The sequence below is a fragment of the Pseudomonas sp. GL_090 genome (assembly GCF_057837765.1).
The window spans coordinates 5639378-5654784 of the sequence record NZ_CM174452.1; the positions used below are offsets into that span (position 1 = coordinate 5639378).

The following is a 15407-nucleotide window of genomic DNA, read 5'->3' on the forward strand; positions in this document are numbered from 1 at the left end:
TTTTCAGCGATTACAAAATTTGTGTACGACACACAATCCTGTGGGAGCGAGCTTGCTCGCGATAGAGCGCGAAGCGCTCTCTTACAATCCACCCGTCGCCTGAAAACTCACCCCTATCACTGTCAGCAACGACAATGGCAACAGCAGCGTGTCGAGCAATGCACTGGCCGGCAGATCAACGCCCGGATAGCTCGGCGCTTCGGCGCCGAATCGGTCCATCGCACAGCACCCACCGTTCAACGCGTACACATCCAGGCGAGTCCCCGAGTACACCACCGGTGCCCCCGGCTTGGCCGCATCGAGGGTGCGCACAGTGGCGCACCCGGCCAATTGCAGCGCCAGCACTATCACCAGCAGCTTATTCATCGCTGGTCAGATGATGCTCGCCCCAGCGCGGCAACATATCCTGAGGAATATTGAGCAGGTTAAGGATCCGCGCCACGACGAAATCGATCAGGTCGTCGATGGTTTGTGGCTGATGATAGAAGCCCGGTGATGCCGGCAGGATTGTCACGCCCATGTTCGACAACTTGAGCATGTTCTCCAGGTGAATGCTCGAATATGGCGCTTCACGGGGCACCAGAATCAACTGCCGACGCTCTTTCAGCGTCACGTCGGCGGCCCGTTCGATCAGGTTGTTGCAGGCGCCCGTGGCGATGGCCGACAACGTACCCGTGGAACACGGCACTACCACCATTGCCGCAGGGGAGCCGGAGCCCGAAGCCACCGGCGACATCCAGTCCTCCTTGCCGTACACCCGAATCTGCCCGGCGGCAGCCCCCGTGTATTCGGTGAGGAACGCCTGCATCATCTGCGGCTTGGCCGGCAGAGTGACGTCGGTTTCGGTGGCCATCACCAACTGCGCGGCCTTGGAAATCAGGAAATGCACTTCACGATCTTCCCGCACCAGGCAGTCGAGCAGACGCAAACCGTACTGGGCGCCTGAAGCGCCGGTCATTGCCAGGGTGATGCGGTCCGGGCCGTTGTTCATTTGAGTGCCTCGGCCAGTTTTCCATGCAGGCCGCCGAAGCCGCCGTTGCTCATGATCACTACGTGGGTACCGGGCTGGACCTGGCTCTTCACGCGCTCGATGATGCCTTCCAGGGAATCGCTGACAATCGACGGCACGGTGCACAGCGCCGCGGTGCCCGCCAGATCCCAGCCGAGGTTGGCCGGCGCGTACCAGATCACCTGATCGGCATCGACCACGCTTTCCGGCAATCCGTCACGGTGCGCGCCAAGCTTCATGGAGTTGGAACGCGGCTCGATGATCGCAATCAACGGAGCATCGCCGATGCGCTTGCGCAGCCCGTCGAGGGTGGTGGCGATGGCGGTCGGGTGGTGAGCGAAGTCGTCATAAATGGTGATACCACCCACTTCCGCGACTTTTTCCATCCGGCGCTTCACGCTTTTGAAAGCGCTCAACGCAGCGATGCCCATGGACGGCACCACACCGACGTGGCGTGCGGCAGCCAGGGTCGCCAGTGCGTTCGCGACGTTGTGCTGGCCAGTCATGTCCCACTCGACCACGCCCTGGGCGACGCCTTCGAACATCACTTCGAACTTCGAGCCGTCTTCACTGAGCAGCTTGACCTGCCACTGACCGCCAGCACCGGTGGTTTGCACCGGCGTCCAGCAGCCCATCTCGATAACACGCTGCAAGGCCGGCTCAGTGGTCGGATGAATCACCAGGCCTTCACTCGGGATGGTCCGCACCAAGTGATGGAACTGCCGCTCGATGGCCGGCAGGTCCGGGAAAATGTCCGCGTGATCGAATTCCAGGTTGTTCAGGATGGCCGTGCGCGGACGGTAGTGAACGAACTTGGAGCGTTTGTCGAAGAACGCGCTGTCGTACTCGTCGGCTTCGATGACGAAGAACGGCGTATCGCCCAGGCGCGCCGACACCGAGAAGTTTTGCGGCACGCCGCCGATCAGGAAACCCGGGGCCATGCCCGCGTGCTCCAGCACCCAGGCCAGCATGCTGCTGGTGGTGGTCTTGCCGTGCGTACCGGCAACCGCCAGTACCCAGCGACCTTGCAGCACATGATCGGCCAGCCATTGCGGGCCGGAGACGTAGGGCAGGCCTTTGTTCAGCACGTACTCCACAGCCGGGTTGCCCCGGGACATGGCGTTGCCGATCACCACCAGATCAGGGGCCGGATCGAGTTGCGCCGGATCGTAGCCTTGGGTCAATTCAATGCCCTGGGCTTGCAGCTGAGTGCTCATCGGCGGATAGACGTTGGCATCGGAACCCGTCACGTGATGGCCCAGCTCCTTGGCCAGAACCGCCATTGACCCCATGAAAGTGCCGCAGATACCAAGAATATGAATGTGCATAGTCGACCTCGTAAAACATGGCCGCAGGTTAGCTTAGGGAGGGGAAAATCGCACCTTGTGTTTCAGATCTGAAGGCGTCTTCGCGAGCAGACTCGCCCTCACAAGGACTGCGCAGCCCCTGTGGGAGCGAGCCTGCTCGCGAAGGACGCGACGCGGTCTACCGGGCAATACCGTGTTTACGCAGCTTCCTGTAAAGCGTATTGCGGCTGACCCCCAACTGCTCCGCCGTGTTGGTCATGTGCCAGCGCGTCTGCTCCAGTACCGCAAGTAACGCCAGCCGCTCGGCATCTTCCAGCGGATGCTCCGATACCTCTTCAATCGTCGACACCACCGGCCGCGCCTGACGAATCATCGCTGGCAAATCCTCCAGGCCAATCCGCCCGTCCTCACACAGGGCGGTCAACGTACGCAGCACATTTCGCAACTGCCGCACGTTGCCCGGCCAGGCGAACCCCAATAAAGCCTCCCGCGCCGGCCCGTCGATCAACACGGTTTCTGCGCCCGCCTCCTCGGCCAGCAAAAAATCGAGCAATCGGGATTTGTCGCTACGATCACGCAAGGCCGGCAACGCGACTTCCAGCCCGTTGAGCCGGTAATACAAATCCTCACGGAAGCTGCCGTCCTGCACACGATCGAGCAAGTTACGGTGAGTGGCACTGATGATCCGCACGTTAACCGATTCCGGCTCGCCACCGATCGGCACCACTTGCCGGTCTTCCAGCACCCTCAGCAAGCGCGTCTGCATGGCCAGTGGCATGTCACCGATTTCATCGAGGAACAACGTCCCGCCATCGGCCTGTTGCAACTTGCCGCGCATGCCCTCCTTGCGCGCACCGGTAAAGCTGCCGCCGCGATATCCGAACAGCTCGCTTTCGATCAGGCTTTCGGGAATGGCCGCGCAATTGAGGGCGACAAAGGCTTTCTCTGCCCGCTGGCTGGCGTGGTGCACCGCTTTGGCAAAGGCCTCCTTGCCAGACCCGGTTTCGCCGTTGATCAGCAGCGGCACGTCGCGCTCATAGACGCGCAAGGCTTTGCGGAAATCCGCCTGCAACGTCGCGTCATCCAGGCAAATGCCCGACAGGCGTGGTGCTTGTGCAACCTTGGGCGCTGGCACCATCGGAGTCGGCAGCGATCGCCGTGCCTCACCACGCAATACCGCGAACAGCTTGCGACCATCACGGGTGCGCAACGGCCAACTGGCGGCGGCATTGGTGCTCGCGCGACCGAGCAACTCATCGAGCGAGCAATCGAAAAACGCCTCCACCGGTTTACCCAGCAAGCCGCCGCGAATATGTCCCAGCAGGTTCAGCGCACTCTGGTTGACCGCACAAATGCGCCCTTCCCCGTCGAACGCCAGCAACCCTTCGCTGAACAAACCGACGGACTCGGCCTGCAAGTGAAAACGCAGCAACCATTGATTGTCGAAGCAACGCAGGAAGTAGCAGCTCTCGATCATCTTCGCCGACAGATTGACCAGGGCCATGGTGTGGAACTGACTTTGCCGCGACACATCGCGCCGCGCCGACGACACGTCGAGTACCGCCAGCAATTCGCCATGGGGATCGAAGACCGGGCTCGCCGAGCAGGTCAGGCCGGTGTGGCGACCGCGAAAGTGTTCGTCCTGATGGATGGTCAGCGACTGACGCTCCACCAGGCAGGTGCCGATGCCGTTGGTGCCTTCACAGGCTTCGCTCCAGTCGGCACCGAGCCAGAGGCCGGCGCGTTCGAAAATCTGCCGTTCGGCGGGCGCGGTAACGCAGTTGAGGATCACGCCGCGGGCGTCGGTCAGCAGCACCGCATGGCCGGCGCCGGAGAGTTGTTGATGCAGGCTGGTCATTTCATTGCCGGCGATGTGCAGAACCTGCTGCAAGCGTTCGCGGCTTTCCAGGACACGGCCATGTTCCAGCACCGTTGGCGCAATGCTCAGGGCCGGATCGAGGTGATAGTCCTCAAGGCAGCGCAGCCAGGAACGGGCGATGGACGGATCGCTGCCAGGACCGTGCAGGTGGGTCTTGCCCTGGGTCACCGTCAATACTTGCTGGGCATGGCGACTCAAATGGTTGTCGTGCATTTCTTATTATTCTCCCCGGGGCTCGGCGTCCCGTGCATGAGGTGATGCCGAGCATCCTCCAGCCCGGCCCGCATTGCAATGCCTGCAAGACCGGTTGGTCACAAGCTGTGCCAAAAAGGGTACAAAGTGTCACCAGAGCTGTACCGAAAGCGTCACAGGCGCTGCCCGCCCGTCCGACAAAAAACTCGCAAGGCCTTGATTTACCTGACATGCAAGGCACTGGCCCGGCCCTTGCTCTACGCTTAAAGCAAGCGCACATGCGCGACTCCCTATAAGCACAAAAGCAAGGAGAGACCACCATGCGTTACGCTCACCCCGGTACTGAAGGCGCTATCGTTTCGTTCAAAGCCAAATACGGTAACTACATCGGCGGCGAGTTCGTCGCGCCTGTCAAAGGTCAGTACTTCACCAATACCTCGCCAGTGAATGGCCAACCCATTGCCGAATTCCCCCGCTCCACGGCCGAAGACATCGACAAGGCCCTGGACGCTGCCCACGCGGCCGCCGATGCCTGGGGCGCCACGTCCGCCCAGGCGCGCTCACTGGTGCTGCTGAAAATCGCCGACCGCATCGAACAGAACCTCGAACTGCTGGCAATCACCGAATCCTGGGACAACGGCAAAGCCGTGCGTGAAACCCTCAACGCCGACATCCCGCTGGCCGCCGACCACTTCCGCTACTTCGCCGGTTGCATCCGTGCCCAGGAAGGCAGCGCCGCCGAGATTGATGGCAACACCGTGGCCTATCACATCCATGAACCGCTGGGCGTGGTCGGGCAGATCATTCCTTGGAACTTCCCGATCCTGATGGCCGCCTGGAAACTCGCCCCAGCCCTGGCCGCCGGTAACTGCGTGGTGCTCAAGCCTGCCGAGCAAACCCCGCTGGGCATCACCGTGCTGCTCGAACTGATCGGCGACCTGCTGCCACCGGGCGTGCTGAACATCGTGCAGGGTTTCGGCCGCGAAGCCGGCGAGGCCCTGGCCACCAGCAAACGCATCGCCAAGATTGCCTTCACCGGATCGACTCCGGTGGGCTCGCACATCATGAAATGCGCGGCGGAAAACATCATTCCGTCCACCGTGGAGCTGGGCGGCAAGTCGCCGAACATCTTCTTCGAAGACATCATGAAGGCCGAACCGTCGTTCATCGAGAAGGCCGCCGAAGGCCTGGTGCTGGCGTTCTTCAACCAGGGCGAAGTCTGCACCTGCCCTTCCCGCGCGCTGGTGCAAGAGTCGATCTACGACGAATTCATGCAAGTGGTGATGAAGAAGGTCCTGCAAATCAAACGTGGCGACCCGCTGGACACCGACACCATGGTCGGCGCCCAGGCGTCCGAACAGCAATTCGACAAAATCCTTTCGTACCTGGAAATCGCCAAGGGCGAAGGCGCCGAATTGCTGACCGGCGGCAAGGTGGAAAAACTCGAGGGCAACCTGGCGAGCGGGTATTACATCCAGCCGACGCTGCTCAAGGGCACCAACAAAATGCGCGTGTTCCAGGAAGAAATCTTTGGCCCGGTGGTGAGCATCACCACCTTCAAGGACGAAGCCGAAGCCCTGGCCATCGCCAACGACACCGAGTTCGGCCTGGGTGCCGGCCTCTGGACCCGCGACATCAACCGCGCCTACCGCATGGGCCGGGCGATCAAGGCCGGTCGTGTGTGGACCAACTGCTACCACCTGTACCCGGCGCATGCCGCGTTCGGTGGCTACAAGAAGTCCGGCGTCGGCCGTGAAACCCACAAGATGATGCTCGACCACTATCAGCAGACCAAAAACCTGCTGGTGAGTTACGACATCAATCCGCTGGGCTTCTTCTAAAAACCGGGGGCGACACAGGTAACTCTGTGTCGCCCTTCAAGCAGCCATCGCGAGCAAGTTCGCTCCCACAGTGGATTTGCAACCCACCAGAGATCCCTGTGGGAGCGAGCTTGCTCGCGATGGCGTCCTAAATGACTCAACACCCAACGTCTGGCCGCTCTGGCACGGGCCTTGCGTACCCGTTATTCAGGAATTTCACCCACCCGTCAGACCCGAAAGTCCAAAAAGATCGAACAATAAAAATTAGAGAGGACTTATGACTACTTCTTCCACACAGCTCAAACCCACACTCGGCACCCTGCATTTATGGGGCATTGCCGTCGGCCTGGTGATTTCCGGCGAGTACTTCGGCTGGAGTTACGGCTGGGGCACCGCAGGCACACTGGGTTTTCTCGTCACCGCGTTGATGGTGGCGACGATGTACACCTGCTTCATCTTCAGTTTTACCGAACTGACGACGGCGATTCCTCATGCTGGCGGGCCGTTTGCCTACAGCCGCCGGGCCTTTGGCGAGAAAGGCGGGTTGATCGCCGGCATCGCCACCCTGATCGAATTCGTCTTTGCGCCACCAGCCATTGCCATGGCCATCGGCGCCTACCTCAACGTGCAATACCCGGAACTGGACCCGAAGATCGCCGCCGTTGGCGCCTATTTCGTGTTCATGGGCCTGAACATCCTCGGCGTCAGCATCGCGGCCACCTTCGAACTGGTGGTCACCGTGCTGGCAGTCGCTGAATTGCTGGTGTTCATGGGCGTGGTCGCCCCGGGCTTCAGCTTCAGCAACTTCGTACTCAATGGCTGGTCGGGTTCGAACGAGTTCACGATGGACTCGATTCCCGGGATCTTTGCGGCGATCCCCTTTGCGATCTGGTTCTTCCTCGCCATCGAAGGCGCGGCCATGGCCGCCGAGGAAGCCAAGGACCCGAAACGCACGATCCCCAGGGCCTACGTCAGCGGCATTCTGACCCTGGTGTTCCTGGCCATCGGCGTGATGGTGATGGCGGGCGGCGTCGGCGACTGGCGTCAGCTGTCGAACATCAACGATCCACTGCCCCAGGCGATGAAAGCCGTGGTCGGCAATAACTCGACCTGGATGCACATGCTGGTATGGATCGGCCTGTTCGGCCTGGTGGCGAGTTTCCACGGGATCATTCTTGGCTATTCACGGCAGTTCTTCGCCCTGGCTCGCGCCGGATACCTGCCCAAGGGGCTGGCCAAACTCTCGCGCTTCCAGACCCCGCATCGGGCGATCCTGGCCGGCGGCGTGATCGGCATCGCGGCGATCTACAGCGACGGCCTGGTCAACCTGCAAGGCATGACCCTGACGGCGGCGATGATCACCATGTCGGTATTCGGTGCCATCGTGATGTACATCATCAGTATGCTGAGCCTGTTCAAGCTGCGTAAGACCGAACCGAACCTGGAGCGCACCTTCCGCGCGCCGGGCTATCCGATCGTGCCGGGGATCGCGCTGTTCCTGGCGGTGGTGTGCCTGGTGGCGATGGCCTGGTTCAACACCGTGATCGGCCTGGTTTTCCTCGGTTTCATGGTTGCCGGTTACCTGTACTTCCAGTTGACCGCCAAGCAACGTTCCGAGGCTCCGGCAGACGCTATGCTCGAAGGTATATGAATGCACCGGTGCCGGGCCACGAGCCTGGCGCCTGCATTATTGAAGTGCACACCGATTCCCTGTGGGAGCGAGCCTGCTCGCGATTGCATCACCGCAGTGTAAATACCAGACCGAGTCGCCCGTATCGCGAGCAGGCTCGCTCCCACAAGGGTCGGTCGTGAACTGAAGACTTGTACATAACAGGAGGCCCCGCCCCATGGCCGTATATGCCCATTCCGTCGGCGCCCAGACCTATCGCTTCGACAGCCTCAAGGATGTGATGGCCAAGGCCAGCCCGGCGCGCTCCGGGGATTTTCTGGCGGGCGTCGCGGCCCTCAATGACGGCGAGCGCGTCGCGGCCCAGATGACTTTGGCCGACATTCCGCTATCCCACTTCCTGCAAGAAGTGTTGATTCCCTATGAGTCCGATGAAGTCACCCGACTGATCATCGATACCCACGACAAACAAGCCTTTGCGGTCGTCAGCCACCTCACCGTTGGCGGCTTTCGCGACTGGTTGCTCAGTGATGCCGCCGACGAACAGGTCCTGCGCGCCCTCGCCCCCGGCCTGACCCCGGAAATGGCCGCCGCCGTGTCGAAGATCATGCGTGTGCAGGATCTGGTGCTGGTGGCGCAAAAAATCCGCGTGGTTACACAGTTTCGAGGCACCCTGGGTCTGCGCGGTCGACTGTCCACTCGCCTGCAACCGAATCACCCCACCGACGAACCGGCCGGCATCGCCGCGAGCATTCTCGACGGCCTGCTGCACGGCAACGGCGATGCCATGATCGGCATCAACCCGGCCACCGACAGCATCGCCTCGATCTGCGCGATGCTGGAAATGCTCGACGCGATCATCCAGCGCTACGAAATCCCGACCCAGGCGTGCGTGCTGACCCATGTCACCACGTCGATCGAAGCGGTCAATCGCGGCGTCCCGCTGGACCTGGTGTTCCAGTCGATCGCGGGCACCGAAGCAGCCAACGCCAGTTTCGGCATCAACCTCAATATATTGCAGGAAGGTTACGACGCAGGATTGAGCCTCAATCGCGGCACACTCGGGCAAAACCTGATGTATTTCGAAACCGGCCAGGGCAGTGCCCTGTCGGCCAACGCCCACCATGGCGTCGATCAACAAACCTGCGAAACCCGCGCCTATGCCGTTGCGCGGCATTTCAAACCGTTCCTGGTGAATACCGTCGTCGGCTTCATCGGCCCGGAATACCTGTACAACGGCAAACAGATCATCCGCGCCGGCCTGGAAGACCATTTCTGTGGCAAATTGCTCGGCGTGCCCATGGGTTGCGACATCTGCTACACCAACCACGCCGAAGCCGACCAGGATGACATGGACACCCTGCTGACCCTGCTGGGCGTCGCCGGAATCAACTTCATCATGGGCATCCCCGGCTCCGACGACATCATGCTCAACTACCAGACCACTTCGTTCCACGATGCGCTCTACGCCCGGCAGACCCTGGGCCTGAAGCCCGCACCGGAATTCGAACAGTGGCTGGCGAGAATGGGCATCTTCACTCAAGCCGATGGCAGGGTTCTCTTCGGCGACAGCCTGCCACCGGCCTTCCGGCAGGCCTTGGCGCAACTGGGATGAGCATTGACATGGACAAACTACCCTTCGATCCACACAACCCATGGCTGGAACTGCGACGCCTGACGCCGGCGCGAATCGCACTGGGTCGCACCGGCACCAGCATTCCCACCCACGCGCAACTGGACTTCCAGTACGCCCACGCTCAGGCGCGGGATGCGGTGCACTTGCCGTTTGAGCATGCCTCCCTCAGCGCGCAATTGGCCGAACGTGATCGCGAGAGTCTTTTGCTGCACAGTGCGGCGCCGGATCGCAACACCTACCTGCAACGCCCCGACCTGGGGCGAAAACTCAGTGATGCCTCGGCGCAGACCCTGCGTGATTACGCGACAGCCCATCCGGGAGGCGTGGATCTGGTGATCGTGGTTGCCGACGGCCTGTCGGCACTGGCCGTTCATCGCCATACCCTGCCGTTTCTGGCGCGTTTCGAAGAGCAAATGGCTGGCGACAGCTGGACTGTTGCGCCAGTCATACTCGTGGAACAGGGCCGGGTGGCCGTCGCCGATGAGATCGGTGAGTTGCTTGGCGCAAAAATGACCGTGATCCTCATCGGCGAACGCCCTGGCCTCAGCTCTCCGGACAGCCTGGGTTTATATTTCACCTACAATCCCAAGGTCGGCCTTACCGATGCCTACCGTAATTGCATCTCCAATGTCCGGCTCGAAGGCCTGAGCTACGGCATGGCGGCACACCGTTTGCTGTACTTGATGCGCGAAGCCTGCCGGCGGCAGTTGTCAGGGGTGAACCTGAAGGACGAAGCGCAGGTTCAGACACTGGAGTCGGACACGGGAGGCGACATGAAAGGAAATTTCCTGCTCGGCCCGCCGAATGCTTGAACCGCTTGCGCATTGCACATTCGTACCAGTTTCAGGCAGGATCGTGGCGCGGCCGCCAAGGGTTTCCCATCGCCGTCAGAGACGTAAGACAGCCACTTGAAGACGAGACCTACCATGCGGATTATTCAAGCGACCCTCGAACACCTGGACCTGCTGACCCCGTTGTTCGTCAAATATCGCGAGTTTTATGGTTCCCTGCCGTATCCGGACTCGTCCCGGGCGTTCCTTGAAAAACGCCTGCGTCGCAAGGAATCGGTGATCTACCTGGCGCTGTCCGATGACGACAGCAACAAACTGATGGGCTTCTGCCAGTTGTACCCGAGCTTCTCTTCGCTTTCGCTCAAGCGTGTATGGATCCTCAACGATATTTATGTCGCCGAGGACGCCCGCCGCCAGTTGGTGGCCGACAATCTAATCCGCACCGCAAAGAAAATGGCCAAGGAAACCAATGCCGTGCGCATGCGCGTTTCCACCAGCAGCAACAACGAAGTCGCGCAGAAAACCTACGAGTCCATCGGATTCAGGGAAGACACCGAATTCAAGAACTATGTGCTGCCGATCAGCGACGAACTCTGAATCAGCTGCACCCTGCTCGCGATGGCATCGATCGGATTACACTGGTCCAACGAAGCGTCGGCATCGCGAGCAGGTTCGCTCCCACCTGTTCGTTATCAAACATCAGCCCCGTGATGACATTCCCCGCTACAATCTCGACGCGAATTTCACCACTCGCCTCGTATAATCCCGATATTCCCGGCTTGTAAGAAAAACTACCCCTATCCGTAGTCTTACGCGAAGTCATCCGCACAGGCCTGCTGAGTCGGGCCGTCACCACAGGTGCTATCCATGGATTTCAACCCGATCGACATTGTCCTGCATCTCGACGTCTACCTCGACATGCTTGTAACCAACTACGGGGCATGGATCTACGCCATTCTGTTCATGGTGATCTTCTGTGAAACCGGCCTTGTGGTCATGCCCTTCCTGCCGGGCGACTCCCTGCTGTTCATTGCCGGCGCCGTGGCGGCCGGTGGCGGCATGGACCCGGTACTGCTCGGCGGCCTGCTGATGCTGGCAGCGATCCTGGGCGACAGTACCAACTACATCATCGGACGAACGGCGGGTGAAAAGCTGTTCAGCAATCCGGACTCGAAGATCTTCCGTCGTGACTACCTGCAACAAACCCACGATTTCTACGACAAGCACGGCGGCAAAACCGTGACCCTGGCGCGCTTCCTGCCGATCATCCGTACCTTTGCACCGTTCGTCGCCGGCGTGGGAAAAATGCCCTATCCGCGTTTCTTTGCATTCAGCGTGCTGGGCACCATCCTGTGGGTCGGCGGCCTGGTGACACTCGGTTACTTCTTCGGCAACGTGCCTTTCATCAAGAAGAACCTGTCACTACTGGTAGTCGGCATCATCCTGATCTCGCTGGTGCCGATGATCATCGGCATGGTGCGTAACCGCCTTGCCGGTTCGAACTCCAAAGCCGAATCGCGCTGACACGATGTGGTCCCTGAGCGCCTGGCGTCGTCGGCGCACCCTGGCAAAACACCCGATTGCCGATGACCTGTGGCAACGGGTGCGCCACCACCTGAGTTTTCTCGACGGCATCAGCGCCGCCGAAGACCAATGGCTGCGCGAAGCCTGTGTGCTGTTCCTCGAAGACAAGCACCTGAGCGCCCTGCCCGGTGTCGAGCTGCATCAGGAACAACGTTTGCTGCTTGCAGCCCAGGCGCAATTGCCGCTGCTGCACCTCGGCGACCTGAACTGGTATCAGGGCTTCCACGAAATCATCCTCTACCCCGACGACTTCCTCAGCCCCCAGCGCTACCGCGATGCCAGCGGTGTCGAGCACGAATGGGACGGTGAACACAGCGGTGAAGCCTGGGAGCAAGGCCCGATCATCCTCGCCTGGCCCGGTGTAATGGCCAGTGGTGGCTGGGAAGGCTACAACCTGGTGATCCACGAATTGGCGCACAAGCTCGACATGCTCAACGGTGTCGCCAACGGCCTGCCGCCGTTGCATGCCGACATGCGCATCAGCGACTGGGCCAACGTCATGCAAGAGGCCTACGACGACCTCGACCGGCAACTGGAACGCAATCCCGACGCCGAAACCGCCATCGACCCCTATGCCGCCGAGAACCCTGCCGAATTCTTCGCCGTCACCAGCGAATACTTCTTCAGCGCCCCGGATTTGCTGCACGAGGCTTATCCACAGGTGTACCAGCAGTTGAAGCTGTTCTATCGCCAGGATCCGCTCGCGAGATTAAAGCAACTTCAGGCGCATGACCCTGTCTATCAGGCACACCAGTAAGCGCCATACGACTTCTGGTCCATGGCGTCGACACAGGAATATGCCTATAATCGCCGCCACTTTTTGGTCAATCCGGCCAAGTGTTTTTGGTCAACTAACGGGGGCAACGCCCAATGAGCTACAGCAAGATTCCGGCTGGCAAAGACCTGCCGAACGACATCTACGTCGCGATCGAGATTCCGGCCAACCACGCGCCGATCAAATACGAAATCGACAAAGACAGCGATTGCCTGTTCGTTGACCGTTTCATGGCCACCCCAATGTTCTACCCGGCCAACTACGGTTACATCCCGAACACCCTGGCTGACGACGGTGATCCCCTCGACGTGCTGGTCGTAACCCCTTACCCGGTTGCTCCAGGTTCGGTTATCCGCGCCCGTCCGGTCGGCATCCTGAACATGACCGACGACGGCGGCGGCGATGCCAAAGTCATCGCAGTCCCACACGACAAGCTGTCCCAGCTGTACGTCGACGTGAAGGAATACACCGACCTGCCACCACTGCTGATCCAGCAGATCGAGCACTTCTTCGCGAACTACAAAGATCTCGAAAAAGGCAAATGGGTGAAGATCGAAGGCTGGGCCGGTGCAGACGCCGCCCGCGAAGCGATCACCAAGTCGGTTGCTGCCTACAAAGGCTAAGCCCGGCTGCAGGCTTTTAGCTGCTAGCGGCAAGAAAAACCCCGGGAGATCCGGGGTTTTTTGTGGGCGCTTGATAAGCACGCCAAACACCCCGTTTAAACACACCATCACATGGTTTTTGCTTGTTTAAAATTCCCCAAGAGCGTCTTACATCCGGTCGTAAATTTCCCGCGAAATTTGAACGAGGCGTTTATTCAAACCCTTGTTAGCCGCCAGTAGACTCGCGTTCATGAAAAAGAACACTAGCGGCTCACGCTTTAAAGCGCTCCTCGAAGCAGCAAACATCACGACCACCGGTTTTGCCGAATTCCTGGATACGGCTCCGCAAAATGTACATAACTGGTACGCCCGCGGTGTGCCCGCCCATTGCATGGAAGAAGTCGCCCGAAAACTCTCGGTCAGCAGCGACTGGCTGAAAACCGGCGAAGGCTCGAAGGATGCCCAGCACCTGCGCCTGCTCGACGAAACCGGCAACACCTTCGATGCCCAGACTATTCGCGGTGTCTATACGGTCATCGAGCCTGTCGACGTCGAACTGCCATTCCTCAAGGAAGCTGTCACAGCCCCCGGTTCCAACAAAACCCACGTCATAGAAGACCCCGAGAAATCCATCCGCCTGCCCCGCAGCCACCTCGATTCCCTGGAAATCAACCACGCCGACGCCATCTGCGCCCTGATGAGCGGCAACAGCATGGGAGAGAAAATCGAAGACGGTTCGACCCTGGCAATTGACCGTGGCCTGACCCAGATTGTCGATGGCGAGATCTACGCCATCGAACATGACGGCATGCTGCGCATCAAGTACCTGCACCGAATGCCGGGCAATTCCCTGCGACTGCGCAGCCACAACCGCGCCGAATACCCGGATGAAATCTTCAGGGCCGCACAAATCGAAGAGCAGAACATCAGGGTGCTGGGCTGGGTGTTCTGGTGGTCGACCCTGAACAAACGACGGCCAACGGTGCCCTTTCTTTAAGCACTCAAGAACACCCATCGGCCGCCCACCCGGGTGGCCAAACGGCTCTGCCCGGCACTTCCCGCTGGGAATTCCCATCAAACCTGCGTATGCTGCGCCCCACATTTGCGCATCGACCCGCCCTGCGGCTCAGATGCACTGGCCTGACAGATGACTTTCTCATCAGGTCCCACAGCCGGACGCAAGATCCGGGTGTACGTTTTGAAGGCTGGCGCGGTTTACCAAAAATGATCCAAGCCAGTCCCCGAGAAGCCGGCCACAAGCCGGCTTTTTAATGCCTGAAGGAAAGTGAACCGCCCAAAACCTGCATTTGTCTCAGCACTGCTGCGACAACTAAAAAACGATTTGTGTCAGCACCGCTGTCACATTTATCCCTCACGGATAACTAAATGACTTCACCAGCGTCAGCTCCCCCACCGCACGCATCGGCACCAGGAACGTCTCCATCTTTTCGCTCGGCGTGCCTTCCTCGGTAATCACCGTCACTTGCGCCGTGGTCAGCGCTTGCACCGCGTCTTCCTGCCCCTCTTCATCACTGCTGTAGCCGCCGCCGAAGTAGTTCACATACACCAGATATTGCCCCTTGATCGGTGCGGGCATGGCGAAGATTTCCGGGCCGTAGCCGGTGGTGACGTCGACGTCGAGCGCGGCGCCGTTGGGGGTGACGCGGTCGCCGTACCAGATGTGCGCGCCGTCGGGGGTGATCAGGTGCAGGTCGAGGTCGGTGTTGTCGCTGTCCCAGGACAACAAAACGCGCAATTTGGCCGGGGTCGCACCGCCGCTGCTGTTGAGAAATTGCGTGCGCTGACGTTGCTGGCCATCGGGGCTGCGAACCTCGACGCTGTTGCTGCCGTTGGGGAATGAGAACGGACGATCGAAGCGGCCAGCCGGGTCGATTTTCAGCGGCATGCTGACCCCGTTGACGATCAGACGGCCGGGCTCTGTGGATTTGGCTGTGGCTTTGATCTGCCCGCTGATGCGCGCGGTGTTGGCCTGCCCTGCCGGGGTATTCACCGACGAGGCCGGGTAGTTGACGGTCTGCCGGAAGTTTTCCCCTTCGCCCTCGGGCGCGCCGGTGCGCCAGCCGCCTGCGGGGGTATCGAGTTTTACGCTGTCAGCCGCCATCACCGACGGCAACGCCAGCAGCGAGCAGAGCAACAGCAAGACCTGTGGATAACGGAGTTTCAT

14 protein-coding genes are annotated in these 15407 nt (G+C 60.3%); 9 read left to right on the forward strand and 5 right to left on the reverse strand.

Going from position 1 to position 15407, the window contains the following annotated elements; genetic code table 11:
• Nucleotides 1–81: 81 nt before the first annotated feature.
• The 4 genes from AC3ITA_RS25485 to AC3ITA_RS25500 all read right to left on the reverse strand — a co-directional run bounded on the left by AC3ITA_RS25485 (nucleotide 82) and on the right by AC3ITA_RS25500 (nucleotide 4408).
• Nucleotides 82–366 (reverse strand): YceK/YidQ family lipoprotein, encoded by a 285-nt coding sequence (locus AC3ITA_RS25485; protein ID WP_095941969.1) that lies wholly within the window; start codon nucleotides 364–366, stop codon nucleotides 82–84.
• Complete coding sequence (gene ubiX / locus AC3ITA_RS25490; protein ID WP_095941968.1) at nucleotides 359–991, reverse strand: flavin prenyltransferase UbiX; 633 nt, start codon at nucleotides 989–991, stop codon at nucleotides 359–361. The genes AC3ITA_RS25485 and ubiX overlap by 8 nt, the downstream gene beginning before the upstream one ends.
• A complete protein-coding gene (gene mpl / locus AC3ITA_RS25495; protein ID WP_489278690.1) occupies nucleotides 988–2337 on the reverse strand; it encodes a UDP-N-acetylmuramate:L-alanyl-gamma-D-glutamyl-meso-diaminopimelate ligase in 1350 nt (449 codons plus the stop codon). Before mpl ends, ubiX begins: the two co-directional genes overlap by 4 nt.
• A gap of 157 nt (nucleotides 2338–2494) precedes the next feature.
• Complete coding sequence (locus AC3ITA_RS25500; protein WP_489278692.1) at nucleotides 2495–4408, reverse strand: sigma-54-dependent Fis family transcriptional regulator; 1914 nt, start codon at nucleotides 4406–4408, stop codon at nucleotides 2495–2497.
• A 299-nt stretch (nucleotides 4409–4707) separates the two neighbouring features.
• On the opposite strand from AC3ITA_RS25500, the gene exaC reads away from it, so the two are divergent.
• The 9 genes from exaC to AC3ITA_RS25545 all read left to right on the forward strand — a co-directional run bounded on the left by exaC (nucleotide 4708) and on the right by AC3ITA_RS25545 (nucleotide 14219).
• Entirely contained in the window at nucleotides 4708–6228 is a 1521-nt protein-coding gene (gene exaC / locus AC3ITA_RS25505; RefSeq protein ID WP_150672672.1) for an acetaldehyde dehydrogenase ExaC, read from the forward strand.
• Nucleotides 6229–6484: 256 nt separating this feature from the next.
• The gene (gene eat, locus AC3ITA_RS25510; RefSeq protein ID WP_095941964.1) at nucleotides 6485–7858 is read left to right on the forward strand and encodes an ethanolamine permease; all 1374 of its coding nucleotides are present in this window, start codon (nucleotides 6485–6487) and stop codon (nucleotides 7856–7858) included.
• Between the two features lie 196 nt (nucleotides 7859–8054).
• Nucleotides 8055–9449 (forward strand): ethanolamine ammonia-lyase subunit EutB, encoded by a 1395-nt coding sequence (locus AC3ITA_RS25515; protein ID WP_095941963.1) that lies wholly within the window; start codon nucleotides 8055–8057, stop codon nucleotides 9447–9449.
• A gap of 8 nt (nucleotides 9450–9457) precedes the next feature.
• Entirely contained in the window at nucleotides 9458–10282 is an 825-nt protein-coding gene (eutC, locus tag AC3ITA_RS25520) for an ethanolamine ammonia-lyase subunit EutC (RefSeq protein WP_489278694.1), read from the forward strand.
• A 114-nt stretch (nucleotides 10283–10396) separates the two neighbouring features.
• Nucleotides 10397–10858 (forward strand): GNAT family N-acetyltransferase, encoded by a 462-nt coding sequence (locus AC3ITA_RS25525; protein ID WP_095941962.1) that lies wholly within the window; start codon nucleotides 10397–10399, stop codon nucleotides 10856–10858.
• 270 nt (nucleotides 10859–11128) lie between these two features.
• A complete protein-coding gene (locus AC3ITA_RS25530; protein WP_008052342.1) occupies nucleotides 11129–11785 on the forward strand; it encodes a DedA family protein in 657 nt (218 codons plus the stop codon).
• Nucleotides 11786–11789: 4 nt separating this feature from the next.
• Complete coding sequence (locus AC3ITA_RS25535; RefSeq protein ID WP_095941961.1) at nucleotides 11790–12602, forward strand: M90 family metallopeptidase; 813 nt, start codon at nucleotides 11790–11792, stop codon at nucleotides 12600–12602.
• Between the two features lie 113 nt (nucleotides 12603–12715).
• Complete coding sequence (ppa, locus tag AC3ITA_RS25540; RefSeq protein WP_003205933.1) at nucleotides 12716–13243, forward strand: inorganic diphosphatase; 528 nt, start codon at nucleotides 12716–12718, stop codon at nucleotides 13241–13243.
• A 229-nt stretch (nucleotides 13244–13472) separates the two neighbouring features.
• Nucleotides 13473–14219, forward strand: a complete 747-nt coding sequence (locus AC3ITA_RS25545; protein ID WP_489278696.1) for a S24 family peptidase — start codon at nucleotides 13473–13475, stop codon at nucleotides 14217–14219.
• Between the two features lie 375 nt (nucleotides 14220–14594).
• Here AC3ITA_RS25545 and AC3ITA_RS25550 read toward each other — a convergent pair whose 3' ends face one another.
• Nucleotides 14595–15407 carry a YfaP family protein gene (locus AC3ITA_RS25550; protein WP_150673797.1) on the reverse strand — a complete coding sequence of 271 codons (813 nt, stop codon included), beginning with the start codon at nucleotides 15405–15407 and terminating at the stop codon, nucleotides 14595–14597.

Bases quoted from the DNA above. Each gene is read 5' to 3' on its own strand.
- AC3ITA_RS25485 (WP_095941969.1), bottom strand. From the start codon at position 366: ATGAATAAGCTGCTGGTGATAGTGCTGGCGCTGCAATTGGCCGGGTGC.
- ubiX (WP_095941968.1), bottom strand. From the start codon at position 991: ATGAACAACGGCCCGGACCGCATCACCCTGGCAATGACCGGCGCTTCA.
- mpl (WP_489278690.1), bottom strand. From the start codon at position 2,337: ATGCACATTCATATTCTTGGTATCTGCGGCACTTTCATGGGGTCAATG.
- AC3ITA_RS25500 (WP_489278692.1), bottom strand. From the start codon at position 4,408: ATGCACGACAACCATTTGAGTCGCCATGCCCAGCAAGTATTGACGGTG.
- exaC (WP_150672672.1), top strand. From the start codon at position 4,708: ATGCGTTACGCTCACCCCGGTACTGAAGGCGCTATCGTTTCGTTCAAA.
- eat (WP_095941964.1), top strand. From the start codon at position 6,485: ATGACTACTTCTTCCACACAGCTCAAACCCACACTCGGCACCCTGCAT.
- AC3ITA_RS25515 (WP_095941963.1), top strand. From the start codon at position 8,055: ATGGCCGTATATGCCCATTCCGTCGGCGCCCAGACCTATCGCTTCGAC.
- eutC (WP_489278694.1), top strand. From the start codon at position 9,458: ATGGACAAACTACCCTTCGATCCACACAACCCATGGCTGGAACTGCGA.
- AC3ITA_RS25525 (WP_095941962.1), top strand. From the start codon at position 10,397: ATGCGGATTATTCAAGCGACCCTCGAACACCTGGACCTGCTGACCCCG.
- AC3ITA_RS25530 (WP_008052342.1), top strand. From the start codon at position 11,129: ATGGATTTCAACCCGATCGACATTGTCCTGCATCTCGACGTCTACCTC.
- AC3ITA_RS25535 (WP_095941961.1), top strand. From the start codon at position 11,790: ATGTGGTCCCTGAGCGCCTGGCGTCGTCGGCGCACCCTGGCAAAACAC.
- ppa (WP_003205933.1), top strand. From the start codon at position 12,716: ATGAGCTACAGCAAGATTCCGGCTGGCAAAGACCTGCCGAACGACATC.
- AC3ITA_RS25545 (WP_489278696.1), top strand. From the start codon at position 13,473: ATGAAAAAGAACACTAGCGGCTCACGCTTTAAAGCGCTCCTCGAAGCA.
- AC3ITA_RS25550 (WP_150673797.1), bottom strand. From the start codon at position 15,407: ATGAAACTCCGTTATCCACAGGTCTTGCTGTTGCTCTGCTCGCTGCTG.